The organism is Cytobacillus horneckiae (assembly GCF_002835735.1).
Taxonomy (GTDB): Bacteria; Bacillota; Bacilli; order Bacillales; family Cytobacillaceae; genus Cytobacillus; species Cytobacillus horneckiae.
This window is the reverse complement of the sequence record NZ_PISD01000039.1, coordinates 25,869-51,079: the sequence shown is the minus strand read 5'-3', so window position 1 is coordinate 51,079 and position 25,211 is coordinate 25,869. Positions and strand designations below refer to the sequence as shown.

Genomic DNA, 25,211 nt, shown 5'->3' with positions numbered 1-25,211 from the left:
ATCTTGGAGGTGACAGGCACCTTTGCTTTGATTTTTCGAAAAATTGTGTGTTTGTGGGTTGACGAATGGGATGAGTAGGCGTACACTACTAATAACTTCAATATACTACCATGTTAGCGAACTAAAGTGAAAGCGGAGATATAATGGATTATTTGATTTCATAAGAGGTGAGTTTCATTGAGTCGGTTATTTATGTTTGAAAAGCCGTTAGGCATGAGGGATACGCTGCCTGACTTGTATGAGATGAAAAATAATGCCCGCACAGCGATGTCATCGGAAATGAAGCGCTGGGGCTATCAATTTATTGAAACACCAGCATTAGAATACTATGAAACTGTTGGAACAGCTTCGGCCATTCTTGATCAGCAGCTGTTTAAATTATTGGACCATGAAGGTCACACCCTTGTGCTGCGTCCGGATATGACAGCGCCGATTGCCCGAATTGCTGCATCTAAGCTTTTAAAAGACAATATGCCCATTCGTTTAGCCTACTCAGCCAATGTTTATCGCGCCCAGCAGAGAGAAGGAGGACGCCCGGCTGAATTTGAACAAATCGGGTTGGAATGCATTGGCGATGGCACGATTAGTGCAGATGGGGAAAGTATAGCATTGATCATATCCACACTTAAGGCGGCTGGCTTGGAAGACTTCCAATTATCGGTTGGTCATATCGGATTTGTCCGCACATTTTTCCGTCAAATTCTAGGAACAGAGGCAAGAGTAAATGCGCTAACGAGATTTTTATATGAAAAAAACTACGTCGGCTATCGCATGCATGTCGAGAGTCTTGCCCTTTCCTCTATAGATAAACAGCGCCTTCTTCAATTTCTAAAGCTAAGAGGAGGCCATGAGGTCATTGAGGAAGCGTTTAGCCTCATGGAAAATGACTATGGAAAAGTAGCTTTAAAAGAGCTGCAATCTCTATGGGGAATTATTACAGATTATGAGCAGGAATCTGCCGTTAAATTTGATTTAACACTTGTTAGTCATATGAGCTATTACACCGGTATTCTCTATGAAGTGTATGCCGGTAATGTCGGATTTCCAATCGGCAGCGGCGGGCGGTACGACTTATTGCTGGAAAAGTTCGGGAAGTCATCAAGCGCTACAGGATTTGCTATTAGAATCGATAGACTATTAGAGTCGTTGGGAATGAATTGGCCAAGAGAGCAGGCAAATTGCATCGTATTCAGTCCTGAACGCCGAAAGGAAGCCTATTCACTTGCCCAGGAACAGCGCAAGAAAGGTATAAAAGTTGTTCTTCAGGATATCAATGGGGTTCAAGATATTGATGCCTGCTCCAGCCATTATGATGACATTACCTTTTTAGTCGGAAAGGCAAAGGAGGCAGTTAAATGAAGGATATACTAACGATCGCTATGCCGAAGGGCAGAATTTTTACCGAAGCTGCCGAAATGCTGAGAGTGGCAGGATTTCAGCTTCCTCCTGAATTCGATGATTCACGCAAGCTTATTATCGATGTCCCGGAGGAGAAGTTTCGATTTATCCTTGCGAAGCCAATGGATGTGCCGACCTATGTTGAACATGGTGTGGCCGATTTGGGTATTGCCGGAAAAGACGTCATGCTCGAAGAAGAGCGGGATGTTTATGAGCTATTAGACTTAAAAATTAGTGCATGCTATTTAGCTGTAGCAGGCATTCCTAATACAAAAATGAATGATGTTGCCCCTAAAATAGCAACAAAATATCCAAATGTTGCAGCAGCCTATTTCCGTGAACAGGGGGAGCAGGTGGAAATCATTAAGTTAAATGGTTCCATCGAGCTTGCCCCGCTTATCGGGCTTGCTGACCGCATCGTAGACATTGTATCTACTGGAAGAACGTTAAAGGAAAACGGACTCGTAGAATACGAGGATATTGTCAACATTACTTCGAGGCTGATTGTTAACCCGGTAAGCTATCGGATGAAGGATGCGCGAATTAGCGAGGTAGTTGACCGGCTGACAGAAGTGATCAGCGGAAAAAAGGTAGGAGAACCAGGATGAAGATACTCCAGGCAAATGAACAAACTTCTATAAAAAGATCGGTGGATAACGGCACAGAGGAGCAGCGGAAGATTGTTCAAAAAATCATTGAAGACGTTAGAAAAGGTGGAGATGATGCTGTAAAAAGCTATACTGAGAAATTCGATGGCGTCCAGCTTCAAGAACTGAAAGTGAAAAACGAAGAAATTGCGGAAGCTTACGGACAGCTTGATGATTCTACGATTACCATTTTACAGGAAGCAGCCGAAAATATTCGTTCTTTTCATGAAAAGCAACTGAGGCCTTCATGGATGACAACGGAGGAAAACGGTTCGATGCTTGGACAGAAGGTGACGCCGCTTGATTCAGTAGGTCTCTATGTTCCTGGCGGGAAAGCTGCTTATCCTTCCTCTGTTCTGATGAATGTGATCCCTGCCAAAGTTGCCGGTGTCAAAAGGATTGTCATTACCTCCCCGCCTGATAAACATACATGTAAGATTCCGCCAGCGGTTTTAGTGGCAGCGGATATTGCTGGAGCGAAGGAAATCTATAAAGTAGGAGGGGCACAAGCAATCGCGGCACTTGCTTATGGGACACAATCCATTGCACCCGTTGATAAAATTACAGGACCTGGAAATGTTTATGTTGCTTTGGCGAAGCGCGAGGTCTTTGGCGATGTAGCCATTGATATGATTGCCGGACCAAGCGAGATTGCGATTCTGGCAGATGAATCAGCCATCGCTGAAGAGGTGGCGGCGGATCTATTATCACAAGCAGAGCATGATGAAATGGCCAGCAGTGTGCTCGTAACACCGTCTCGTACCGTAGCAGAAAAGGTGGCAGAAGAGGTGCAGCGGCAACTTAAAACGCTTCCTAAACACGAGATTGCCAGCCAATCTATAGAAAACTTCGGTGCCATCTATGTCACTGAAACAATCGAAGAAGCGGTTGAAACGGTAAATAATCTTGCACCGGAGCATCTTGAGATTTTAACGAAAAATCCGATGTCACTTCTTGGTCAGATTCGCCATGCAGGTGCAATCTTCATTGGGAGATACAGTCCGGAACCGGTTGGAGATTATTTTGCCGGTCCCAATCATGTGTTGCCTACAAACGGCACTGCCCGTTTTTCCAGTCCATTGAATGTCGATGACTTTCAAAAGAAATCAAGTATTCTTTACTACAGTGAAAACGCACTAAAAGATAATGGTGAGAAAATTGCCGCCTTTGCTAGACTTGAAGGTTTAGAAGCACATGCAAGGTCAATAGAGACAAGATTAAAGTGATGGGAGAGAGTTTGATGTCAAGAACGTCAGAATTAAGAAGAAAAACGAATGAAACGAATATCCAGCTTTCAATAAACATCGATGGGGAAGGATCGAGCGATTTAGAAACCGGTGTCCCGTTTATGACCCATATGCTTGACTTGTTTGCGAAGCATGGACAATTTGACCTGATGATTGATGCAAAAGGTGATGTTGAAATTGATGATCACCATACAACTGAGGATATCGGCATTTGCCTTGGCCAAGCCATTAATGAAGCTCTTGGCGACAAGCGCGGAATCAAGCGCTATGGCAACAGCTTTGTGCCAATGGATGAAGCACTTGCACAAGTTGTGGTTGATTTAAGCAATCGTCCACATCTAGAAATGCGGGCGGAATTTCCTAATCAAAAGGTGGGAACGTTTGATACGGAACTTGTACATGAATTTTTATGGAAACTTGCCCTTGAGGCGCGGATGAATTTGCATGTAATCGTTCATTACGGGCACAACACGCATCACATGATCGAGGCGGTTTTCAAAGCGCTTGCCCGTGCACTTGACGAAGCGACAACCATTGATCCGAGAATCAAAGGGATTCCCTCAACGAAAGGGATGTTATAGATGATTGGCATAATTGATTATGGTATGGGCAATCTTTTCAGCGTCAGCAAAGCACTTGAGCGGCTGGAAGTTGCCTATTTTATCTCTGATGACCCAGAACAGCTGATGAAGGCAGATGGCCTGATTCTTCCGGGTGTAGGAGCAATTAAAGACGCAATGGAGCTTCTTGACCGCACAGGACTTTCGACAACACTTAAAAAGTATGCTGATACAGGCAAACCGCTGCTTGGCATCTGTCTAGGCATGCAGCTGCTTTTCGAAGAGAGTGAAGAGGGCGGCGGAACAAATGGACTTGGTTTATTGCCTGGATGTGTGAAAAGATTTCCCGGAGTAACAAAGGAGGGTGAAATCTATAAAGTTCCGCATATGGGTTGGAATAAATTGCTGTTCAAAAAAGAATCGGCAATTTTGGAAGAAGTGGAGGAAGACTTTGTCTACTTTGTTCATTCTTATTATGCAGTGACAAATGCAGAAGAAGTTGTTCATGCATATAGCCGCTACGAGGTTGAAGTTCCTGCGGTTGTTGGCCACAACAATGTGTATGGTACACAATTCCATCCGGAAAAAAGCAGCAATGCTGGAATGGGTATATTGCAAAATTTTACGAAGATAGCGGCTGAAAGGGTGGGTGTATCATGAGTTTAACTCTTTACCCGGCGATTGATATGAGAGGCGGCAAATGCGTTCGCCTCTTGCAAGGAGACTACGATCAAGAAACAATCTATGGGGGCTCCCCATTTGCGATGGCAAAGAAGTTTGCTGATGAGGGAGCGGAATGGATTCATATGGTTGACCTTGACGGTGCAAAAGAGGGGAAGCGAGTGAATGATATATATGTCATTCAGACAGCTCAGCATCTCAAGGCGAAGGTGCAAATTGGCGGAGGTATCCGAAAAGAAGAGGATATTTTTCACTATTTAGAAGCAGGTGTGGAACGTGTCATTATCGGGAGCATCGCTATCTCCAATCCTCAGTTTGCGATTGAAATGATAGAAAAGTATGGAGAGAAGATTGCCGTCGGCCTAGATGCAAAAAATGGCTTTGTAGCTACACATGGCTGGTTAAATACATCGAAGGCAAAGGCGGTTGAAGTGGCGAAACGTTTTGCTGATGCAGGTGCTGAAACATTTATTTTCACCGATATTGCAACGGATGGTATGCTGTCTGGGCCAAATATTCATGCGGTTGTTGAACTGGCCGCTATCACACGTAAAAACGTAATTGCATCAGGTGGTGTAAGCTCATTAGAAGATTTAATGAGGCTTAAAGAACAAAATGTCTCAGGTGCGATAGTAGGCAAAGCCATCTATGAGGGCAGATTTACTGTTAGCGAAGCGCTGGAAGGGGTGAGCTAAAAAGATGCTGACAAAAAGAATCATTCCATGTCTCGATGTTAAAGACGGCCGTGTAGTTAAAGGCATTCAGTTTGTTCAGCTCCGCGATGCCGGCGATCCGGTTGAACTTGCTCGTTTTTATGATCAGCAAGGTGCAGATGAGCTTGTTTTTTTAGATATATCAGCCTCGCATGAAGGTCGAAAAACGATGGTCGAGGTGGTTAAAGCAGTAGCTTCAGAGCTGGCGATTCCGTTTACTGTTGGAGGCGGGATTAACACGTTAGAAGACATGAAAAGGATCCTGCGTGCAGGCGCTGACAAGGTTTCTTTAAATACAGCTGCTGTTAACCGGCCAGAATTAATCACAGAAGGATCAAATTTTTTCGGCGCGCAATGTATTGTCGTAGCGGTGGACGCTAAATTTGATAGCAGCTCCGGGTCTTGGGTGGTTTTTACACATGGCGGGAGAATTCGCACAGAAAGAGATGTCATTGATTGGGTGAAGGAAGCAGTTGAACGTGGTGCCGGGGAAATACTGCTTACAAGCATGGATTCTGACGGCGAAAAGAAAGGGTTTGATGTTGCTTTAACAAGAGCGGTTAGTGAAGCGGTATCTGTGCCAGTCATTGCATCAGGCGGTGCCGGAAATGCGGATCATTTCGCTGAGGCTTTTATTGAAGGCAAGGCTGATGCGGCCCTTGCCGCTTCTATTTTTCACTATAAAGAAACATCTGTTGCTGAGGTTAAAGCCTTCATAAAAGAAAAAGGGGTGTACGTCCGATGAATATAGACAGTGTGAATTTTGATGAAAACGGCTTAATACCAGCAATTGTTCAGCATGCTGAAACAAAAGAAGTGCTGACCCTTGCTTATATGAATCGTGAATCCTTGCTGAAATCATGTGAAACAGGAGAAACGTGGTTTTTCAGCCGTTCCCGCAATGAATTGTGGCATAAAGGGGAAACGAGTGGAAATACGCAAAAGATACTTGAAATGAAATGGGATTGTGATCACGATGCTATAGTTATCCTCACTCTTCCCACTGGACCGGCTTGCCACACTGGAGCGGAAAGCTGCTTCAATGAAACAATTTATCACAGCGAGGAAGCTGAAGTCGCAGCTGATTACAGCATTCTCTTACAGTTGGAGAAAATAATCGCAGATCGCGAGCGCGAACGACCTGAAGGTGCCTATACAACCTATTTGTTTGAAAAAGGTGTAGACAAAATTTTGAAAAAAATAGGCGAAGAATCCGCTGAGGTGATTATTGCCGCTAAAAATCGAGATGCTGAAGAACTTAAATGGGAATCAGCAGACTTAATTTATCATTTGCTTGTCCTATTGCGTGAACAGGGAGTGCCATTTAGCGAGGTATTGAAAGTATTGGAAAAACGTCATGAAAATAAAACCGCTACCTCTTGAGGTTGGCGGTATTTATTTGGTTTCATATGAGGCAGCGGTGGCATATTGATTCTGGATAAGCCCCTCCACGGCACCTATTTTCATTCCATTGTTTGAAGAAAATCGCAAAAGCACGAGGTTAATTCCTTATTATTACATTCAGCCTCTTCTCGACCAGCTTGCACATATGATATACTACTTGAGTTAATATATTTTATGGAGGATTTCATGGGTAAAGACTCTAAAGCAAGAAATCAGAAGGGTAAACTACTTACATTTATCCCAACTGGTGAGTATTATTTTTCAAAAGGATTGAAGGCATACCACCGAAGGGATTTTTATAAAGCAAAGAAATATTTACAGCGGGCGATGCAGCTTGAACCAGGCGAGCCGATGATTGTTTGTCAATTGGCGATTGTTCATGCTGAAATAGGTGAGAATCAGGAAGCCAATCGGCTGCTTCATCTTATTCTTGAGGAGCTAGATGAAGAAATGGTGGAATGCCATTACTTCCTCGCTAATAATTACGCTCATCTTGGTTTTTTTAAAGATGCATACCATCATGCAAAGCTTTATATGGAGCTGGATGAAGATGGTGAGTTTTTGGAGGATACAGAGGAGCTGTTAGAGCTTCTTACACTCGAAGCGGATGAGCTCGACGATGAATTATATGAGCAGGACGATTTAATCACCAAGCAGGAAGAGGCCCGCGAGCTTCTTGAGTCCGGCCATTTCCCGAAGGCTGTCGAATTATTAAACGCAGTTATTGATGAATATCCAGAGTATTGGTCAGCTTACAATAATTTGGCGCTTGCTTATTTTTATTTAGGTGAGGTAGATAAAGCGTCAGACGTTCTTTTAAAAGTATTTGAGGAGAATCCGGGCAATTTGCATGCGCTTTGCAATAAACTCGTCTTTGCTTACTATGAAGGCGATTATAAAGAGGTGCGACTATTAAAAGATGCACTGAAAAAGATAAAGCCGCTGTCGATTGAGCATCAATATAAGCTTGGCGCAACTTTTGCCTTAATTGGCGAATATGAGATGGCTTATGGGTGGCTTCGCCGCTTGCAAAAGTTCGGATTTGACGGGGATGGCCCGTTTTATTATTGGCTATCCTATTCAGCTTTTTATACAGGGAAGGAAGCAATTGCTAAATCCACGTGGAAGAAAGCAATTGAACTGAACCCTGATAAAGCAGGATTTGAGCCTTGGAATGAAGAGCGTGTTACGATCAACGGGTTTGAGGACCATATATCATCTATTCAAAAAAAGCTGGAAAGTGACTATATGGAAGAGCGCCTGTTTGCGTTATTTTTAACATCGGTTTCAAGTAAAAAGGAAGACTTGCTTGATTCTGCAGGTATTAAGAAAAATCGCAAGTTTTCACAGCTAGAAAAGGATTATTTATCGTTCGTGCAATCTGAAAATCAAACAAACTACACGTCTACAGCACATGATATTGCAGGATTATTGTATAAAAACTATCGCCCGGTCGGAACGGTGGAGGCAAGCCTTTATTTAATGTGGTTTTCTGTTTTTGTTGAAATGGTTAAAGCTGGCCAGCCGATCAAAAATCCGAATGGATACGCTGGTGCAGTAACGTATACTTGGCATAAATTGAGAAATGATAAAGTATCACAAACCGAAGTAGCAGAAAACTTTGGCATTTCAACGTCTACGCTAAGAAAATACATTCAGACATTAAACGATTACCTGCATTGAGCAGATTTTTGGACGTTTTTCGGCAAATTTTATAGGATAACAGTAGGACGGTAATAATAGAACAGAAGGTTTTGAACAAAAGGAGTGGGAACGAATGGCTGAAGAAAAAATTTATGATGTCATTATTGCGGGAGCTGGTCCTGCTGGGATGACAGCTGCTGTATATACGTCTCGTGCGAATCTATCAACATTGATGATTGAACGCGGTGTTCCGGGCGGTCAAATGGCAAATACAGAGGAAGTGGAGAACTACCCAGGGTTTGATCATATTTTAGGACCTGAGTTGTCCACTAAAATGTTTGACCATGCAAAGAAGTTCGGTGCTGAATATGCATATGGCGATATTAAAGCTGTCATTGATGGAAAAGAATATAAAACAGTTGTTGCTGGTTCTAAAGAATACAAAGCTCGCGCTGTCATTATTACGGCAGGTGCAGAGTATAAAAAACTTGGAATTCCAGGTGAAAAAGAACTAGGCGGACGCGGAGTATCCTATTGTGCAGTTTGTGACGGCGCATTCTTTAAAGAGAAGGAGCTTGTTGTCATTGGCGGAGGTGACTCTGCAGTTGAAGAAGGCGTTTATTTAACCCGCTTTGCTAGCAAAGTTACCATCATTCACCGCCGCGATACGCTTCGTGCACAAAAAATCTTGCAGCAGCGTGCGTTTGATAATGAAAAAATTGATTTCATTTGGAATCACACTGTCAAAGAAGTAAATGATAAAGATGGAAAAGTGGGAAGCGTAACGATCGTTTCTACTGAAACTGGTGAAGAAAAGGAATTCAAAGCGGACGGTGTGTTTGTATATATCGGAATGAATCCTCTTTCAAAGCCATTTGAAAATCTCGGTATTACAAATGGAAATGGCTACATTGAAACAAATGAGGAAATGGAAACGAAGGTCCCTGGCATTTTTGCGGCAGGAGATATTCGTGAAAAAACATTGCGTCAAATCGTGACAGCTACTGGTGATGGAAGCATTGCTGCTCAAGCTGCACAACATTATATTGAAGAACTTCAAGAGAGCTTAAAAACAACTGCTAACTAATATAATATGTAAATAAAACCAAACGAACTAAACATTTACAAAACGTCATTATGTTTTAACTCTCCTGTAACGTTCATGAAATAAATTTCGGGTATGATAAAGATAGAAATTGACCCCCTTTTAAAGATATATTCCTTTGTACAGCACAGGTAGCCCCTGTGCTCTTTTTTTGCTAATGAAGGAGCGTGGGTGGGCAAATAATACTAGATGAGGGCGAAGGATTACGAATGGAATACGCGCCATCGTTGTAGCACTATAGTAAAAATAGTATAATTAAATGAATAAATATAAATGAAGGCCTTATCTGCCTAAAATAAAAATAAATGACAGCAATCGAGGTGAGGGTCGTTGCAGAGGGTCACCAACTGCGTATTACTAAAAGATAATCAAGTATTATTGTTGCAAAAGCCGCGGCGAGGCTGGTGGGTTGCACCAGGAGGGAAAATGGAGCCAGGTGAATCAGTCCGTGACTCTTGCATCCGTGAATATAGAGAAGAGACAGGAATTTATTTGCGGAATCCAAATATAAAAGGAATCTTCACTTTTATAATGAAAGATGGAGATAAAGTTCTCTCGGAGTGGATGATGTTCACATTTTTTGCAACTGAAGCCGACGGTTTGAACCTTGACGAGTCGGAGGAAGGCAAATTAAATTGGCATCCAATAGAAGAGGTGAAAAACCTGCCGATGGCAGCAGGTGATCATCACATACTGGAATATATGATTAATGGACATAGGATGATTTATGGCACATTTACTTATACGCCAAATTTTGAATTAATCAGTTATCGACTAGATCCAAGCTGAAACTAAAAACAGGGGGAAACGAAAATGAGTACGGTTGCAGCAAATGAAACACAAATGGTTATTATTACGGGTATGTCAGGTGCCGGGAAAACAGTGGCCATTCAAAGCTTTGAAGATTTAGGCTTTTTCTGTGTTGATAATCTGCCACCCACCCTGTTGCCAAAATTTCTTGAACTGATGAAGGATTCCGGGAATAAGATGAATAAGGTCGCTTTAGTAATGGATTTACGCGGCCGAGAATTTTTTGAACATCTGTTTAAGGCACTGGATGATTTAGCGGAAACATCATGGGTAACCCCTAAGATTCTTTTTCTTGATGCAGACGATTCCACACTTGTGCGGAGATACAAAGAAACGAGAAGGTCTCATCCATTGGCGCCATCAGGCTTGCCTATGGAAGGAATTAAATTAGAGCGAGAGCTGCTTGAGGAGTTAAAGGGAAGAGCACAATTAATTTATAAAACATCTGATATGAAGCCTAGAGAATTGCGTGAGAAAATATTAGTAGAGTTCTCAGCTAACAAGCAAACTCTTTTTACAGTGAATGTCATGTCATTCGGCTTTAAGCATGGTCTGCCGATTGATGCCGATTTAGTTTTTGATGTCCGTTTTCTTCCAAACCCGCATTATATTGAACATATGAGACCGAAGACAGGGCTGGATGACGAAGTAGCCAAATACGTGTTGAAGTGGAACGAAACAAATAAGTTTTTAGAAAAAGTCACGGATTTATTAGCGTTTATGCTACCACATTATAAAAGAGAAGGAAAGGCGCAGCTTGTCATAGCCATCGGGTGCACCGGAGGACAGCATCGTTCTGTTGCCTTAACTGAATATCTCGCAAATCATTTTAAAAATGATTATAATACTAGAATTACTCACCGTGATATTGAGAGGAGAAAGCAAACAACATGAACAGAAAACCGAGGATAGTCATCATCGGTGGCGGCACAGGCTTGCCGGTATTATTGCGGGGCCTAAAAAAATACCCTGTGGATATTACTGCAATTGTGACGGTTGCTGATGATGGCGGCAGCTCGGGCAGGCTGAGGGAAGACTTAAACATCCCTCCTCCAGGTGATATTCGTAATGTTTTAGCTGCTCTATCAGATGTAGAACCTTTAGTCGAGGAAATGTTTCAGCATCGTTTTACAACTTCGAATGAATTGTCAGGCCACTCGCTCGGCAATTTAATACTAGCCGCAATGACCTCAATTACAGGCGACTTCGTCCATGCGATTCAAGAGATGAGTAAAGTGCTAAATGTCAGAGGTAGGGTATTGCCAGCTGCTGAACAAAGTGTCGTTTTAAATGCAGAGATGGAGGATGGTACCATTGTTTCTGGAGAATCAAAAATTCCCTATTCAGGGAAAAAGATTAAGCGGGTGTTTTTAACAGCGGAAAAAATAACACCGCTTCCAGAAACGATTCAAGCAATCAAGCAGGCTGATTTAATTGTGATTGGACCAGGAAGCCTATATACAAGTATCCTTCCCAACTTGCTTGTGCCATTCTTAGGCCAGGAAGTCTGTAATGCTAAAGCGAATAAGCTGTATATATGCAATCTAATGACGCAAGCTGGAGAAACGCTCAATTATCGAGCGAGTGATCATGTCCAAGCAATTTATGACCATATGGAAATTGGATGTATAGATACCATTCTCGTCAATCAGGAAGAAATTCCGCAGCATATTCAGGAAAGATATAAAGAAGAGATGGCAAAACCTGTTGTTTATGATATGGACCGATTATATGATCTTGGAATAGATGTGATTCAAGGTGAAATTGTCAGTTTAGACAATGGCGCGATTCGTCATGATACGAATGAAGTGGCAAAAATGATTTATCACCTTATTTTAGAAGAAATAGATAAGCAATAAAAATACTGGTATGTATCGCAGGTAGGGGGTGAAGGTATGTCTTTTGCTTCGGAAACAAAAAAAGAATTAACAAACCTTGAGACGAAAGACTGCTGCGGAAAAGCAGAATTGTCGGCGCTCATCCGGATGAACGGATCCCTCTCTTTTTCCAATAAAAAGTTGATTGTGGATATTCAAACCGAAAATGCGGCAATTGCAAGAAGAATATATACGCTTATAAAAAAGAACTACAATTCTCAAGTAGAGCTTCTTGTCAGAAAGAAAATGAGATTAAAGAAAAATAATGTGTATATTGTTCGCTTAGCAGATCATGCAAAGATGATTCTTGATGATTTAAAGATCATTAGCGAAGGATTTGTCTTTACACATGATATTTCCAATGAATTAATTAAAAAGAAATGCTGTAAACGCGCCTATTTAAGGGGAGCATTCCTTGCTGGAGGATCTGTTAACAATCCAGAAACATCATCGTATCATCTAGAAATCGCTTCGTTATATAAAGAGCATAATGATGCACTTAGCAAATTGATGAATACCTTTGATCTTAATAGTAAAACGTTAGAAAGAAAAAAGGGCTTTATTACTTATTTAAAAGAAGCCGAGAAAATCACAGAATTTCTGAATATTGTCGGTGCACATAGCGCACTTCTAAAGTTTGAAGACATCCGGATTGTCCGCGATATGAGAAATTCCGTAAACAGGCTCGTCAATTGCGAAACAGCGAACTTGAATAAAACCATTGGTGCGGCATTAAGACAGGTTGAAAATATTAGATATATTGAACAAACCGTCGGCCTCCAAGTACTTCCGGATAGACTAAGAGAAATTGCAGAACTTAGAGTTGCTTATCAAGATGTAACATTAAAAGAGCTAGGTGAAATGGTCTCAGGAGGAACGATAAGTAAATCGGGCATCAACCATCGATTAAGAAAAATTGATGAAATTGCTGAAAAGATTAAAACGGGAGAACTGAATTATTCCTAATGGTTTGGAGGGTTAAGACATGGTAGAAAGACAAGTGGAGGTTAAGATCAAATCCGGACTGCAAGCGCGCCCAGCAGCCTTATTTGTACAAGAGGCCAATCGCTTTTCATCCGACATCTTCCTTGAAAAAGGAGGAAAAAAGGTTAACGCCAAAAGCATCATGGGTCTCATGAGTCTGGCCGTCAGCGCAGGCTCAACCGTCACCATCATCGCCGAAGGCAAAGACGAAACCGAAGCCCTAAACAAACTCGCACACTACATCCAGGAAGAAAACCAATAATAAACGCTTTTTCTTTTTTCATGTTGTTATGGGTGCCTATCACCTACAGGATTCGACATTGCCTGTCGTATCTTGTAGGTGACAGGCACCCATTTTTTATTTAAATAAAAACAGCAGCCGGTTTTGCTGGCTGCTGAAGGTTAATATTATTTCTTTTCCTCGTTTGGGTTGTTTGTGATGATTTTATCGATCAAGCCGTATTCAAGTGCTCTTTCGGCTGTCATGAAGTTGTCACGGTCAGTGTCTTTAGAAATAACGTCTAGTGGCTGACCAGTGCGCTCCGCAAGAATGCTATTTAACTTTTCACGTAGGAAAAGGATGCGTTTAGCAGCAATTTCAATTTCAGTTGCTTGACCCTGTGCACCGCCAAGTGGTTGGTGGATCATTACTTCACTGTTTGGGAGGGCAAAACGCTTGCCTTTCTCACCAGCAGCAAGAAGGAATGCACCCATGGACGCTGCCATACCTGTGCAGATAGTAGAAACATTCGGCTTGATATATTGCATTGTGTCATAGATGGCCATACCAGCAGTAATACTTCCGCCAGGGCTGTTGATGTATAATGTAATATCCTTATCAGGGTTTTCTGCTTCAAGGAATAATAGCTGAGCGACAATGGAGTTTGCCACGTTGTCGTCAATTGCGCTTCCCAGCATGATAATACGGTCTTTTAAAAGGCGAGAGTAAATATCGTAAGCGCGTTCCCCTCTGTTTGTTTGTTCAATTACTGTAGGGATTAAGTTCATTTCCAATTCCTCCTTCAAAGGTAAAAAGTGTAGCAAGGTATTTTAAAAAGAACCTCACCATTGGTAAATGTATGTAGTTTTATAATACACGGATGGTCAATAAAGGTCAAACGAATCGGCTTTCAACTTATAAGGAATCGTTCGACATCATTCGTATCAAGGTTGTCCCGTTTCCATGATACCCAAAAATCCCTTCATTTAAACAAAGAAAGCTTGCAAACTAGCTAAATATACCATATAATTAATACTCGTAACGCTGAAAATTTTGTGAGCGTCACTATTTCATTTTATGCCCTCGTGGTGCAACGGATAGCACGTGAGATTCCGGTTCTTAAGATGTGGGTTCGATTCCTGCCGAGGGCGCTATAAAATTAGTTATAAAGGTTAATATAACAGTATTTCTACGGTATTTATTTCGTGGGGATACTGTTTTTTTATTGCCTTTTTTATCAGACTTCATGATTAATAAATACCACGAAAAATACCAAGTAATATAACACGCTCCTTGTTAGCAAAGGAGGTTACTACTATCGCTACTAGAAGAAAAGCCATTTCTAAAATAGAAGTAAAACAATCACTTCAATCTTTATCCACCAGAACTAAAACAATTTCTAATTTCAAACAAGCCTATGTTGAATTTTTAAAGAACTGTCGAATAAAAGGACTTTCACCTCATACTATTACTTTTTATGACAAAGAATTACTTCAAACTATGAGAAGTTTAGCAGAAATTGAAGCACCAATTAACGATATTAGAAAAATTAATACGACTCATATTGAAAAGTTTATTGAACATCAACAAAGTTTAGGACGTGCAATAAATACCATTAACACGCGACTTAGAGCAGGTCTAACATTCTTTGCCTTTTGTTTACGTAAAAAGTATGTCAGTAAAAATCCTTATGAAGGCATACAACAATTAAAAAAACGTCATGAAGTAGGCGCAACTTTCAATAAGCGTCAATTAGTATTTCTTTTTCTCTTGGAGTTAAATTTTTAAGCCTTTGTTTTCCCAACTTCTGAAACGATTGTCCATCTAATCTATCTTTTACAGAATAGGATATATACCAAATTAGATGTGAAATTAATAAAGAGGCTGTAACTAAGAAAACTAAACCAATCCAAACTCTGTATTTATCTACAAATGAAGTAATTGCAAGTTTATTCAAAAATATATCAGGTGAAAATAGAAGTATAGCAGAAGCAATAACTAAACCAATCAAATATTTTGGATTAAGTTTTATAAAGCCTAGTAAATCAATTTCCTTTTTCATTATTGATATCCCCCAATTTTATATTTTAAATTTCTTTAATTTAAATCAATAATAATTTAATTATATAGTTGAGAAATGAAAAAAGACGATAATAAAAAGGAAATTATCTCCTTTTGTCGAATTATAAGCTAAAAGGGGATTAAGGTAAATGAACGATATAATATTAAATACCCTAATTGGTCTGGGGACTGGTTTGGTTTCCGGTGTAGTTTCAGGTTTTTATGTATCTGGGAAGTTTAAGAAAAAAGAAGAGGTTTCAAACTGGAAAAAAGAGTTAGATGAAGATAAACAAATAATGGTTAGATATTTGGATATGATCCAGTTTGAACTAAACTTAATAAGAGAGAAAATAAAGTTAGGACAAAATTATGATACCGAAACTTTAAAGAGAGTTTTAGTGGATGAACCTAGAACCCTAGGTATCATTGAAGAAAAGATTACTAATGTTTCCATTAAACATATCAGCGGTACTAGGAAATTAATTAATGAAATAAGAGAAGATCTGAATCAACAAAAACAACTATTAGAAAGAGATATTATTCGTCTTGATTCCAGAATTATTAGATCAAAATTTGATGTACTTAGTATTAAAGCTAAGTAAGTTGTAGCATCCTTCTGGGTGCTTTTTCTATCGGTTATAGAAGGGAATTATCTCCTTTCTGTTGAATATTTTAAACTGAATAAAAATAAAGAAATGAGTAGATAACATGATAGGTAAAAGGTTAAATGAGATTAAAGGATACGAAAATATTGGAATGTACGTCAAGTTCTTGAAGAAAGAATACTTGGACGACCTCCTAAACGGAACAATTTATATGAAAAATTTTAATTATTTTATAGAGTTGGAAAAAAAGACAAAAGAAAAAGGTCAAGGAGACAAACTAGAAGTATCACATGTGGTTAGGAGTACAAGAGTTAAACTTATTGACCCTAAGACAGGAATGGTTATTGCCACTTCATCTTCAGGGGAAATGGTTGAAAGATATAGGGGAACGGAGAAGATGCCTCTCTTTTGTCTTACTCATTTTCAATCAAGTGATTTTGTAATTACTAAAGTGGAAAATGAAATAATAACTGCAAAAATTGATATATCATTGGAAGATCAAATATTATTTGAGGAAACTTTTGGTGATACAGCAGTAATTTTAACAAATGAATTTACAGACAGAATGATAGAATCATCAAACAAATTAGATTTAGGGATAGCTATTGGAGATGTGCGGTATCAGGATTATAAATATTATAGTGCCACAAGAAAACAGGAATTTGATGAACTATCCGTGAACATTTTATTTTGGAAAGATAACTTCTTTAAACAACAAAGGGAAGTAAGGTTCATTTTAACTAAAAAATCTGTTGATGAATATTACAAATTGAATATTGGGGATATAAGAGATAAATCAAAAGTGACAAGTACCAAAGAATTACTTTCTGAAGATGAGTTTGAATTTGCAATTATTTAGGAAATTCAAAATGAATGTTTATTTTTATAGTATCATTCGGGGTGATTTTTTGTCGGTAGCAGAAGGAAAATATATCCTTTTGTCGAATTGAGTAGGTAAGGAGGTTTTAGTTTAATGGATATAAATTCTGAATTAATGAAACTAGGTTTTAATTTTGCGGGCATTTTAACAAAAAATAGTGCAACAGCAATAATAGATAAAATAAAGACCGCAAAAACGACAGGGGATCAGGAACAAGTAATAAGAAATCTTGAAGAAATAATAAATGATTTAATCTCTGATAAAAATCAATTAATTCAAATCGTACAAGCCTATGAAGAAAAATTAATTATGCAAAAGATTTCAGATGAGGATATTGAATATATAACCGAAAATATTATTCCTTTGTTAGAAACACTCTTACAAGAAAACGAAGGTGAAGAAGCTGAAAAAGCCACAATGGCTTTACATATTATTAAGCCAATATTATCTAAGGAAACTTTAAATATTTTGCAACTTCTAGGCTTTAACTTTAAGCAAGCAATTGGAGAACCATTGACACAATTAGTGAGTGCAACTATCGCTTCAAAAAGTCCAATAATTTCTAACACAGAAGAATTGCAATTATTACATTTAAAAAAAGAAGTAGAGTATCTTAATGTCGTACAAGATAACGAAGCTTTTCAAAGACTTCTTAAAGTATACGGTAAAGAATAATTATATGCATCCCTCTGGATGCTTTTTTATATTTGAAGGGTTTTTTGGAATGTAAGGAAGATTCAATAAAAAAGCGAAAGGTTTTATAGAAGTCCTCTCCGATAATTCATAACATTTGGTTATAACAATTATTGGGGCTGATCGAATTGGAAATTTGGAAGGACATATCGGGTTATGAGGGCTTATATCAGGTGAGCAATAAAGGTCGAGTAAAAAGTCTGGAACGAACGATTGTTAGATCAGACGGCCAGAATAAAACAATAGCAGAAAAAATCCTTAAACAAGGAACCTCTTCAAAAGGTTATCAGCAGATTAATCTCTGCCAAAACGGAAAACAGAAAACGATGAAGATACATCGCCTTGTATCTGAAGCATTTATTCCAAATCCAGAAAATAAACCGCAAGTTAATCATTCAAATGGAAATAAACAAAACAACTATGTTTCGAACTTAGAATGGGCTACGAATGGGGAAAACATCAAGCACGCTTATGATACAGGATTAATGGGAGTTACTAAACGGAGGATCAGCGTTAGGAAACAAGTAATATAGCTTAATGGTTAGATTGAGGGAATTGGCAAGTATATCCACTTCAGGTACTATTGTCTTAACGTAAGGTTCGTTTTTGTGCTGTATAGTATGTAGTGGAAACACTGAAAAGCTTTATAAGCATTGATATATCATCGTTTATCGGCATTTAATAGAACTGGTACTGCAACGGATATTCAAAATAATGGGTGTATTTTTGTTAACGCCCTCGGCAGGAATCGAACCCACATCTTAAGAACCGGAATCTCACGATTTCTAAACTTAATAATTTCATCAGCACCGCTAATTTGAGGTGATGAGGTACTATTTTGGCGTTGGATAGATTCAACCATACTCTTTAATTCTTTAGCTTGCATTAATTCCTTTTTTAAAAATAAAATCGTGTTCTCGTCATTAACGGCACTCATTGTACCGCCTTTACTTTCTGAAGAACCGCTGTATGCAAATTGTATATACCCTGTTGTTAATCCTGGTTCTTTTAGTTGAATGGCTGTAATGCTTTTAATTGGAATAGATTTTTCTCCTTTGGAACCTTGGATCATAAAGTTTCTTAATCCTTTTCGACTCCAGCTTAAGTAACCGTCTTTTATACTTACATTATACTTTCCGTTTGAGACGAAATTAAAATCCATATTCACCAAATCTCACTCTCCCCATTATCTGATTAACTTTTTCTTCGACAGAAAGTGATAATTTTCCTGCATCAATAGGGGGAGTTTTGTATCTATTATTTAACAACTCATTCTGCACAATCCAAACTATTAGATATAATTTTCTCTGGCACCCCATATTCTTCAACTGCTTCTCTAATGCTTAATTGTCCATCATATTTTTCGTTTGAAAATAATAGACCTACTGCAAATAGATTAGCTTCCAGTTCCATCTTATCTGTTGAATAAAGAGTATACCTTTTTAGAAAAGGGGTATTTGCTTGAGGATGTAAAATAGCATGACCTAGTTCATGGGCACAGATAAATTCTTGCTTTTGCTCAGATTCATTTTGATTGATATGAATGATTTTTATTCTGAAATGTTGATTGTAGTAGCCTAATGTACTGCCAAGATCCTCAAATAAAATATGGATGCCTAAAGCTTCTGCAAGTTTGAATGGACAATTTGTATTAAAGCGTTTAGTTAATTTTTGTACTTCTTTAATAATATGAGATGACATATAAACACCTACTTAAGATACTTCTTTGGGGTGAATTTTTGTTTTGCCAGTCTTTTTGCTAACTTTAGCGACGTTTCCAAACTTGCAATAAGGAGCTCCCTATCTTCCTTGTCCATATCCTCCATTGTTTGCCCATCAAATGCAGCATATCCATTTTGGCCGGATAATCCATCAATCAGCTTTTGCAGTTCAATCTCGATATCTTTTTGATCTTTGGCATTTAATTGAGGCAATTCTTTATCCGTCGTAGATGAATTGTGCTGTTCATCTTTAGACATATTTTCCAATTGATCTGTTGTGATACCGAGTCCTTTACAAACCTTTATCACATTATCGACAGAGGCGTTCCCAATCCCTCTTTGCAGCATAGATCGCAAAGTTGTATAAGGAATTCCAATCTTTTGTGCGAAAGCTTTTTGATTAAGACCGGTTTCAAATATTAAATTCTTTATTATATCCGCCCTTTTATCCATCTTCATTCTCCCATCATCACTTATATACGATATATCGTACCCTTAATTCATTTTAACATGTAAAATTCATAATGGTAAATAACAATTATGCGATATTGAGTATTATTTGAAAAAATTGTATTGACTTAGTACGAAATTGAATTTACCATTAAAAATAGAAATACGAATTTGAGTATATTAATGAGGAGGTAAAGTAAATGTCGATAGAATTGAAACTGCCGGAAATTGATAAAAAACAGACAAGATTAAAAGTTGAAGAAGTTATTGAAACCTATAGGTTGTACTTGCTAACCATTCCTGAAGAAAGACTTCCAAAGATTACAGCTACCTATTCGCTTGTTCCCCCAGCAAATACAAATTCTTTTTACTCAGCGACTGAAGATCTCGCAATTAAAGCAGTAGATGAAGAGCGGAAAAGAGTAAGATTCGTTGAATGGTTTACAAAAGCTATAAACCGATTAGCTCCAAAAGAGAGAGAAGCCCTTTACTTAAGATATTTAGATGAAGAGGAATTATTTGATTATGAAGTGTATAATTCCCTTGGAATGAGTGAGTCATATTACCATCAAAAATTTAAGCCTAGACTACTATTAAAGTTAGCTATGGCACTGAATATAGCAATCTATAAGGATATGGAATGAGCATGGCATAAAGCTGTGTTCATTTTTTATTGAGAAAAAACAAAACGAATGAAAAACGAAAGCATACTGAATGTAAAATGAGCATTAGGCTGCAAGCGTGTTAATATGATATTAGTGAAAGATATCAAGAGGCGCCCTATTACAAATACGGGCGTCTTTATTTTTTATAATCTTTTGCTAAGCTACTATTTCAATAAGGAGGAGTTTAGGAAGGCGTTATCTATTAGAGAGAGGTGATTGTATTTTGTGACAACATTAGTTAATGCTCACCATTTGTTACTCTAAATAACTGTTGTGAGTTTTTGAATATAGGAGAATAGATCATGAATAGAGAATCATTCGATAAATGGAAGAAAAAGATTCAAAAAGAATTGGATGAGTTAAAGATTAAAGATACTCAGCGAGATGAAATAATTAATCAGCTCATTCGGAAAACGGACTTTCACGAAAGGGATATAAAAGAAATTAAATCAACATTATCGGAAATTAAAGAAGATACCAAGTGGCTGCGTAGGTCGATTACAAATGCAATTATCATAGCATTAATCGGCGGCTTCGTAGCTATTTTTTATGCAGCAATAGGAACAGGGGTGTAATTATGATTAATTGGAAAATCAGATTAAAAAATCCTGTTTTTTGCTTGCAGGTCTTGTTTTCATTTCTAATACCAATGATGGGCTATTACGGACTGACAATGCAGGAAATGACAACTTGGGAATCTCTAATTACTTTAATAGCAGAGGCAATTTCTAATCCGTATATATTGTTCATCTCTATTTTAAGTGTTGCCAATGCTATAAATGATCCGACCACAAGGGGACTAGAAGATAGCGATCAAGCAAAAAGATATCAATGGCCGAGATAATAAAAGTATTGTTGAGAGGATGAGGGACGATAGAAGTGGAATCAATAATGAATGCAAATATTTTTTATGAAGAAGTAACATTTACACGATTTAAAGATGAAGTAACAAACACAACATATTATATATCCAAAATACCAAAATACGACTCTGATGGTGAGCTAATAAAGCTAAAACGTGGATTCAGTTCGAATGATTACAACAAAAAAGAACTTGAGACTCCAAGGTCTTTTGCAGCTAGAAATGCAGCCACATTAGTAGCTAACTGTTCAACCTATAGTACAAATACAATGAGGGTGGTAGGTACCAGTATTTATAATGGAGCTATTCAGCAGGAATTAAGCAAACAAGCTTATAATTATATATTAGCTATCGGCGAGGATAATAGATTAAAGGCCTATCCACCTAATACAAGTGCACAAAGAATATTGGATGACGGCTTCAAAGATGCTTTAACAGCGTTTATTCCATTGATAGAGAACGGACAGTCAGTAAGTGACGTGATACTTGATTCGAGAGATGTTTTTTGGCAAAGGCACCCAAGACAAGCCATTGCCCAAGATGCGTATGGAAATACTTATTTCTTTACGTCTGAAGGAAGGCGATCAGCAGAAAAAGGAATGACTGCGAGAGATGTAGTTAGAGTATTGCTATCGATGAGTATGGATTTTGCATTTATGCTGGATGGGGGCGGGAGTGCGCAAACAGTCTTTCATTGTTCCACTATTAATAGAGTGCCTGATGATGATGGAAAAACAGAACGCAGCATGCTGGATTTTCTATATGTAGGGAAAGATAGACCTGAACATTCGGTTCGTGAGGCATTAAGTCCAATCGGCGATATTTTTAAATTAAAGTCAGATGAGGCAGCAGAATGGGAATATCACTCTAATAACCATGTGAGACTTGCTCCATATCTAATAAATGGGTGGGAAGATTATGGCACTTCAGGGTCATCAGTAACCAGGGCATGGCATATGCCAAATAACACGCTTTATTTAGTAGGCACAATAAAAGGAGGGGAGCCAAACAAACCTTTTATGAAATTGCCACCACATATGCAGCCTATGTTTTCGCTACACTTTTTGGTACCAGGTAATAGCAGTGGAGAAATATATAAAATAATTGTTAGTTCTAACGGCGAGCTGCAAATGTATTATTGGAGCAATGAAGCCAAGGGAGATGCCGGGTATGTAAAACTAGATGGCATATTTATTCCAGTTTGGCCACCTAAAGAATAATTAGATTTTTAAGCAACTCATTTTGGGTTGCTTTTTATATTGAAGAATTTTATAACAATCAATTAAAAGAAAATATATTAAAGGAGAGAATAATTATGGTAAAAATTTTCATCGATCCAGGTCATGGCGGTAATGATCCAGGTGCAATAGGTAACGGTTTGCAGGAGAAAGAGCTGACGCTGCAAATTTCAAATAGAATAAAGGACATGCTGAATGAGTACAGCAATGTGTCAATACTAATGAGCCGAACTGGCGATCAAACAGTTTCGCTGGCAGAAAGAACAACTGCAGCTAATAATTGGGGTGCGGATTTCTTCTTATCTGTTCATATTAACGCAGGAGGTGGGACCGGGTATGAAGATTATATTTATCCCGGCTTAGGAGCGCCAACGACCACCTATCAAAATCTTATTCATGAAGAGGTGATGAAGGTTGTTGATTTCCGTGATCGGGGCAAAAAGCAAGCAAATTTTCACGTCCTAAGAGAAACAAGAATGCCGGCAATTCTTACCGAGAATGGCTTCATTGATACTGTAGATGACGCAAACAAGTTAAAACAGGCTTCATTTATTCATGCAATTGCACAAGGTCATGTAAATGGTCTAGTGAGAGCCTTTAATTTAATTCCATTGGGTAGTGTAGTTTATCATACTGTCGTTTCTGGTGATACTGTATATTCTTTATCTGTCAGGTACGGCAGCACGATTGAGCAAATTCGCATTTGGAATGGCTTGGATGCAAACTACACGATTTTTCCTGGACAAATATTAAGGGTTAGCTAACCTTTAATGATTAATAAAATTATTTGGAGGAATTCTTTTGGAATCAATTAACTACAAAGGATTGCCAGTATTAAATGTATTGGAAAATGGAGCAAAAGGAGATGGAGTATCTGATGATACTTCATCTTTTCAAGAAATATTAAATATGGCACAAAATTCATTAGGAATTCAAGTATATGTTCCTGATGGAGTATATAGAATGACTAAAGAGCTAATAGTCTTTAAAAACACAACTATTATTGCAGAAAAAAATGCGAGAATCATTAGAGATCATGCTGGCTATTTAATGATTAACGGCTATAAAAAGAACCAGACAATTTACCCTCCATCCACCTTTACTAAATATAATGGGAATGGAAATATCACAATTAGTGGCGGAGTTTGGGATGGAAATGGGGTAAAGCAAACTAGTAAAGCGTCTATTTTTCACTTTGGACATGCATATAAGCTAACTATAGAAAAAGCAGTTTTTCTAGATGCTGCAAATTCCCATCATATTGAATTCAATTCTTCAAAAAATATTAAAGTAACTAATTGTGAGTTTAGAGGGTATGTTGGAACAGCTACTTTAAATGAGGCCATCCAATTGGATTTAAGTAAAAGGAATAATACAATCTTAGGTGCAGATGATGAAACCCCCTGTGAAGATGTGTGGATTACTGATTGTTACTTTGGCAATAGTGGTACATCGGGAGCTAATCGGATTGCAAGGGCGATTGGGTCACATACAGCAACAATTGGCGTTCTCCATAGGAACATTCATATTATGAACAATATAATTGAAAACACCCTGAGCTTTGCCATTAGAGCATATGCATGGGAAAACATTACTATTTCAAATAATAAATTGAATGATTGTAATGCAGGTATCAATTGGAGAACTAATATTCTTAATAATCCTCCAGATAGTCATACTGAGGACAAAAATGGTGTGCAAACAGGATTATCCCAAGTTGTAGAAAATGGCTATATCTCAGGTAACGTAATAAAAGGCGGGATGTCCAGCGGGCGTGTTATAGAGGTTTATGGAGAAAGTTCCGGAAAAGCTAAAGGAGTAATTGTATCAGGGAATGTGATTGTATTAAGCCAGTCTACCTCGATCAACGATGCCATACTTTTAAATCATTCTGAAGATTGTAGTGTAGAAGGCAATAGAATTTATGGCACAAAGAAAGTTGGCATAGCATGTAGAAATATTTGGAATGTAAATATGAATGGCAATGTTATTGATAGTGTTGGCGGTCATGGAATAGAAGTTTCTGGTCCTTCAGCATACGCGACCATTTCTAATAATAATATTAAAAGAATTGGAAAAAGCGGTATTTACATTTCCGGGGTAGATACGAGTACAATAATTGGGAATACAATAGGTGGAGTGAATGGAGATAACAGTTCATCACATGCTCACCTTTCTTTAACAGGTATTAAAAGAGTCAGTATTACAGGTAATACGTGTAGAAATTTAGGGACTGCTTATGTCACTCCTACAGCATTATCAATAACTAGTGGAACAGAAATAGTACGTGCAGGGAATAATTTTGCAGGATTTTCAACCTCAGGGGTATCAGGCTTGAAGTCTGGTGCAGATTTACAATAGTGAATCTAAAGCATCTCGTAAGTTAGACGCGAGCTGTTAGTGATAAGTTTTTTGTCCTTCTCATTTCTATTGCAAAGCCAGTTTTACAGTACATCCAAGGTGTTTTATATAGAATCCAAGTTTGATGAACAAATCTTTTATGGAAAAGCGGAGTATATCAATTTTCTAAATTGAATATTCTCCGCTTTTTTCAATTTGGGGCAATCCTTCCCTAATAATTATGTTTATATAAGCAAATAAGAATCTTTTTCTATGTAATGCCCTATTGTTTTAAAGGAAAATAGTTCAATTTGCCTCCTGGAAAATCAAAAGTGAACTTGATTCAGTTCCTTTCTCCTAAAAAAATTACCCCAATTTACAAACGTGCTTCCGTCGCTCTATCATT

Annotated in this window: 31 protein-coding genes and 1 tRNA gene; 27 read left to right on the top strand and 5 right to left on the bottom strand. The window is 38.4% G+C overall.

Annotated features, from left to right (window positions below; translation table 11 throughout):
* Positions 1-177 precede the first annotated feature (177 nt).
* The 15 genes from CWS20_RS17765 to CWS20_RS17695 all read left to right on the top strand — a co-directional run bounded on the left by CWS20_RS17765 (position 178) and on the right by CWS20_RS17695 (position 13,332).
* Positions 178-1,359 carry an ATP phosphoribosyltransferase regulatory subunit gene (locus CWS20_RS17765; RefSeq protein ID WP_066189945.1) on the top strand — a complete coding sequence of 394 codons (1,182 nt, stop codon included), beginning with the start codon at positions 178-180 and terminating at the stop codon, positions 1,357-1,359.
* A complete protein-coding gene (gene hisG, locus CWS20_RS17760; protein WP_066189948.1) occupies positions 1,356-2,006 on the top strand; it encodes an ATP phosphoribosyltransferase in 651 nt (216 codons plus the stop codon). Before CWS20_RS17765 ends, hisG begins: the two co-directional genes overlap by 4 nt.
* Entirely contained in the window at positions 2,003-3,271 is a 1,269-nt protein-coding gene (gene hisD / locus CWS20_RS17755) for a histidinol dehydrogenase (protein ID WP_066189951.1), read from the top strand. The genes hisG and hisD overlap by 4 nt, the downstream gene beginning before the upstream one ends.
* A gap of 14 nt (positions 3,272-3,285) precedes the next feature.
* Positions 3,286-3,873, top strand: coding sequence for an imidazoleglycerol-phosphate dehydratase HisB (gene hisB / locus CWS20_RS17750; RefSeq protein ID WP_066189954.1), 588 nt, complete (start codon positions 3,286-3,288; stop codon positions 3,871-3,873).
* Positions 3,874-4,512 (top strand): imidazole glycerol phosphate synthase subunit HisH, encoded by a 639-nt coding sequence (hisH, locus tag CWS20_RS17745; protein ID WP_066189957.1) that lies wholly within the window; start codon positions 3,874-3,876, stop codon positions 4,510-4,512.
* Entirely contained in the window at positions 4,509-5,228 is a 720-nt protein-coding gene (hisA, locus tag CWS20_RS17740) for a 1-(5-phosphoribosyl)-5-[(5-phosphoribosylamino)methylideneamino]imidazole-4-carboxamide isomerase (protein WP_066189959.1), read from the top strand. The genes hisH and hisA overlap by 4 nt, the downstream gene beginning before the upstream one ends.
* Positions 5,229-5,232: 4 nt before the next feature.
* The gene (hisF, locus tag CWS20_RS17735) at positions 5,233-5,991 is read left to right on the top strand and encodes an imidazole glycerol phosphate synthase subunit HisF (RefSeq protein WP_066189961.1); all 759 of its coding nucleotides are present in this window, start codon (positions 5,233-5,235) and stop codon (positions 5,989-5,991) included.
* Positions 5,988-6,629, top strand: coding sequence for a bifunctional phosphoribosyl-AMP cyclohydrolase/phosphoribosyl-ATP diphosphatase HisIE (gene hisIE, locus CWS20_RS17730; protein WP_066189964.1), 642 nt, complete (start codon positions 5,988-5,990; stop codon positions 6,627-6,629). The genes hisF and hisIE overlap by 4 nt, the downstream gene beginning before the upstream one ends.
* 207 nt (positions 6,630-6,836) lie before the next feature.
* On the top strand, positions 6,837-8,333 hold the full coding sequence (locus CWS20_RS17725; RefSeq protein WP_066189966.1) for a tetratricopeptide repeat protein: 1,497 nt from the start codon (positions 6,837-6,839) through the stop codon (positions 8,331-8,333).
* A 94-nt stretch (positions 8,334-8,427) separates the two neighbouring features.
* A complete protein-coding gene (trxB, locus tag CWS20_RS17720) occupies positions 8,428-9,381 on the top strand; it encodes a thioredoxin-disulfide reductase (protein WP_066189969.1) in 954 nt (317 codons plus the stop codon).
* 348 nt (positions 9,382-9,729) lie between these two features.
* Positions 9,730-10,188 carry an 8-oxo-dGTP diphosphatase gene (locus CWS20_RS17715; protein WP_066189975.1) on the top strand — a complete coding sequence of 153 codons (459 nt, stop codon included), beginning with the start codon at positions 9,730-9,732 and terminating at the stop codon, positions 10,186-10,188.
* Positions 10,189-10,212: 24 nt separating this feature from the next.
* Positions 10,213-11,103, top strand: coding sequence for an RNase adapter RapZ (gene rapZ / locus CWS20_RS17710; protein WP_066189978.1), 891 nt, complete (start codon positions 10,213-10,215; stop codon positions 11,101-11,103).
* Positions 11,100-12,068, top strand: a complete 969-nt coding sequence (locus tag CWS20_RS17705; RefSeq protein WP_066189980.1) for a gluconeogenesis factor YvcK family protein — start codon at positions 11,100-11,102, stop codon at positions 12,066-12,068. The genes rapZ and CWS20_RS17705 overlap by 4 nt, the downstream gene beginning before the upstream one ends.
* Positions 12,069-12,104: 36 nt before the next feature.
* Positions 12,105-13,052 carry a DNA-binding protein WhiA gene (gene whiA / locus CWS20_RS17700; protein ID WP_066189983.1) on the top strand — a complete coding sequence of 316 codons (948 nt, stop codon included), beginning with the start codon at positions 12,105-12,107 and terminating at the stop codon, positions 13,050-13,052.
* Positions 13,053-13,071: 19 nt separating this feature from the next.
* Positions 13,072-13,332 carry an HPr family phosphocarrier protein gene (locus tag CWS20_RS17695; protein ID WP_066189986.1) on the top strand — a complete coding sequence of 87 codons (261 nt, stop codon included), beginning with the start codon at positions 13,072-13,074 and terminating at the stop codon, positions 13,330-13,332.
* A gap of 146 nt (positions 13,333-13,478) precedes the next feature.
* Here the strand turns inward: CWS20_RS17695 and clpP are convergent, their stop codons facing one another.
* A complete protein-coding gene (clpP, locus tag CWS20_RS17690; RefSeq protein ID WP_066189989.1) occupies positions 13,479-14,078 on the bottom strand; it encodes an ATP-dependent Clp endopeptidase proteolytic subunit ClpP in 600 nt (199 codons plus the stop codon).
* Between the two features lie 291 nt (positions 14,079-14,369).
* On the opposite strand from clpP, the gene CWS20_RS17685 reads away from it, so the two are divergent.
* Positions 14,370-14,441, top strand: a tRNA-Arg gene (locus CWS20_RS17685).
* Positions 14,442-14,583: 142 nt separating this feature from the next.
* The gene (locus CWS20_RS17680; protein ID WP_066189991.1) at positions 14,584-15,078 is read left to right on the top strand and encodes a site-specific integrase; all 495 of its coding nucleotides are present in this window, start codon (positions 14,584-14,586) and stop codon (positions 15,076-15,078) included.
* Here CWS20_RS17680 and CWS20_RS17675 read toward each other — a convergent pair.
* On the bottom strand, positions 15,029-15,352 hold the full coding sequence (locus tag CWS20_RS17675) for a super-infection exclusion protein B (RefSeq protein WP_066189993.1): 324 nt from the start codon (positions 15,350-15,352) through the stop codon (positions 15,029-15,031). The genes CWS20_RS17680 and CWS20_RS17675 overlap by 50 nt on opposite strands.
* Positions 15,353-15,500: 148 nt before the next feature.
* Between CWS20_RS17675 and CWS20_RS17670 the strand changes: the two genes are divergently transcribed.
* The 4 genes from CWS20_RS17670 (at position 15,501) to CWS20_RS17655 (ending at position 18,062) form a co-directional block, all read left to right on the top strand.
* A complete protein-coding gene (locus tag CWS20_RS17670) occupies positions 15,501-15,953 on the top strand; it encodes a hypothetical protein (RefSeq protein ID WP_066189996.1) in 453 nt (150 codons plus the stop codon).
* Between the two features lie 106 nt (positions 15,954-16,059).
* Positions 16,060-16,815: a hypothetical protein gene (locus CWS20_RS17665; RefSeq protein ID WP_066189998.1), complete on the top strand. Its 756-nt coding sequence runs from the start codon at positions 16,060-16,062 to the stop codon at positions 16,813-16,815.
* Positions 16,816-16,929: 114 nt separating this feature from the next.
* Positions 16,930-17,511 carry a hypothetical protein gene (locus CWS20_RS17660; protein WP_066190001.1) on the top strand — a complete coding sequence of 194 codons (582 nt, stop codon included), beginning with the start codon at positions 16,930-16,932 and terminating at the stop codon, positions 17,509-17,511.
* Between the two features lie 146 nt (positions 17,512-17,657).
* Complete coding sequence (locus CWS20_RS17655; RefSeq protein ID WP_066190003.1) at positions 17,658-18,062, top strand: NUMOD4 domain-containing protein; 405 nt, start codon at positions 17,658-17,660, stop codon at positions 18,060-18,062.
* A 173-nt stretch (positions 18,063-18,235) separates the two neighbouring features.
* Here the strand turns inward: CWS20_RS17655 and CWS20_RS17650 are convergent, their stop codons facing one another.
* The 3 genes from CWS20_RS17650 to CWS20_RS28765 form a co-directional block, all read right to left on the bottom strand.
* Positions 18,236-18,691 carry a DUF4429 domain-containing protein gene (locus CWS20_RS17650; RefSeq protein WP_326134775.1) on the bottom strand — a complete coding sequence of 152 codons (456 nt, stop codon included), beginning with the start codon at positions 18,689-18,691 and terminating at the stop codon, positions 18,236-18,238.
* Positions 18,692-18,798: 107 nt separating this feature from the next.
* On the bottom strand, positions 18,799-19,230 hold the full coding sequence (locus CWS20_RS17645) for an ImmA/IrrE family metallo-endopeptidase (RefSeq protein WP_066190008.1): 432 nt from the start codon (positions 19,228-19,230) through the stop codon (positions 18,799-18,801).
* Between the two features lie 8 nt (positions 19,231-19,238).
* The gene (locus CWS20_RS28765) at positions 19,239-19,703 is read right to left on the bottom strand and encodes a helix-turn-helix domain-containing protein (RefSeq protein WP_083957145.1); all 465 of its coding nucleotides are present in this window, start codon (positions 19,701-19,703) and stop codon (positions 19,239-19,241) included.
* Positions 19,704-19,900: 197 nt separating this feature from the next.
* Here CWS20_RS28765 and CWS20_RS17630 point away from each other — a divergent pair, with 197 nt between their 5' ends.
* From CWS20_RS17630 to CWS20_RS17605, 6 genes are all read left to right on the top strand, one after another.
* Positions 19,901-20,344 carry an ArpU family phage packaging/lysis transcriptional regulator gene (locus CWS20_RS17630; protein WP_066190014.1) on the top strand — a complete coding sequence of 148 codons (444 nt, stop codon included), beginning with the start codon at positions 19,901-19,903 and terminating at the stop codon, positions 20,342-20,344.
* A 323-nt stretch (positions 20,345-20,667) separates the two neighbouring features.
* Positions 20,668-20,940 carry a hypothetical protein gene (locus tag CWS20_RS17625; protein WP_066190017.1) on the top strand — a complete coding sequence of 91 codons (273 nt, stop codon included), beginning with the start codon at positions 20,668-20,670 and terminating at the stop codon, positions 20,938-20,940.
* A gap of 2 nt (positions 20,941-20,942) precedes the next feature.
* Positions 20,943-21,209, top strand: coding sequence for a phage holin (locus CWS20_RS17620; RefSeq protein WP_066190019.1), 267 nt, complete (start codon positions 20,943-20,945; stop codon positions 21,207-21,209).
* A gap of 47 nt (positions 21,210-21,256) precedes the next feature.
* Positions 21,257-22,447, top strand: coding sequence for a phosphodiester glycosidase family protein (locus tag CWS20_RS17615; RefSeq protein ID WP_066190022.1), 1,191 nt, complete (start codon positions 21,257-21,259; stop codon positions 22,445-22,447).
* A 95-nt stretch (positions 22,448-22,542) separates the two neighbouring features.
* Positions 22,543-23,229, top strand: coding sequence for an N-acetylmuramoyl-L-alanine amidase family protein (locus CWS20_RS17610; protein WP_066190024.1), 687 nt, complete (start codon positions 22,543-22,545; stop codon positions 23,227-23,229).
* 37 nt (positions 23,230-23,266) lie between these two features.
* Complete coding sequence (locus CWS20_RS17605; protein ID WP_066190026.1) at positions 23,267-24,826, top strand: right-handed parallel beta-helix repeat-containing protein; 1,560 nt, start codon at positions 23,267-23,269, stop codon at positions 24,824-24,826.
* Positions 24,827-25,211: the final 385 nt, after the last annotated feature.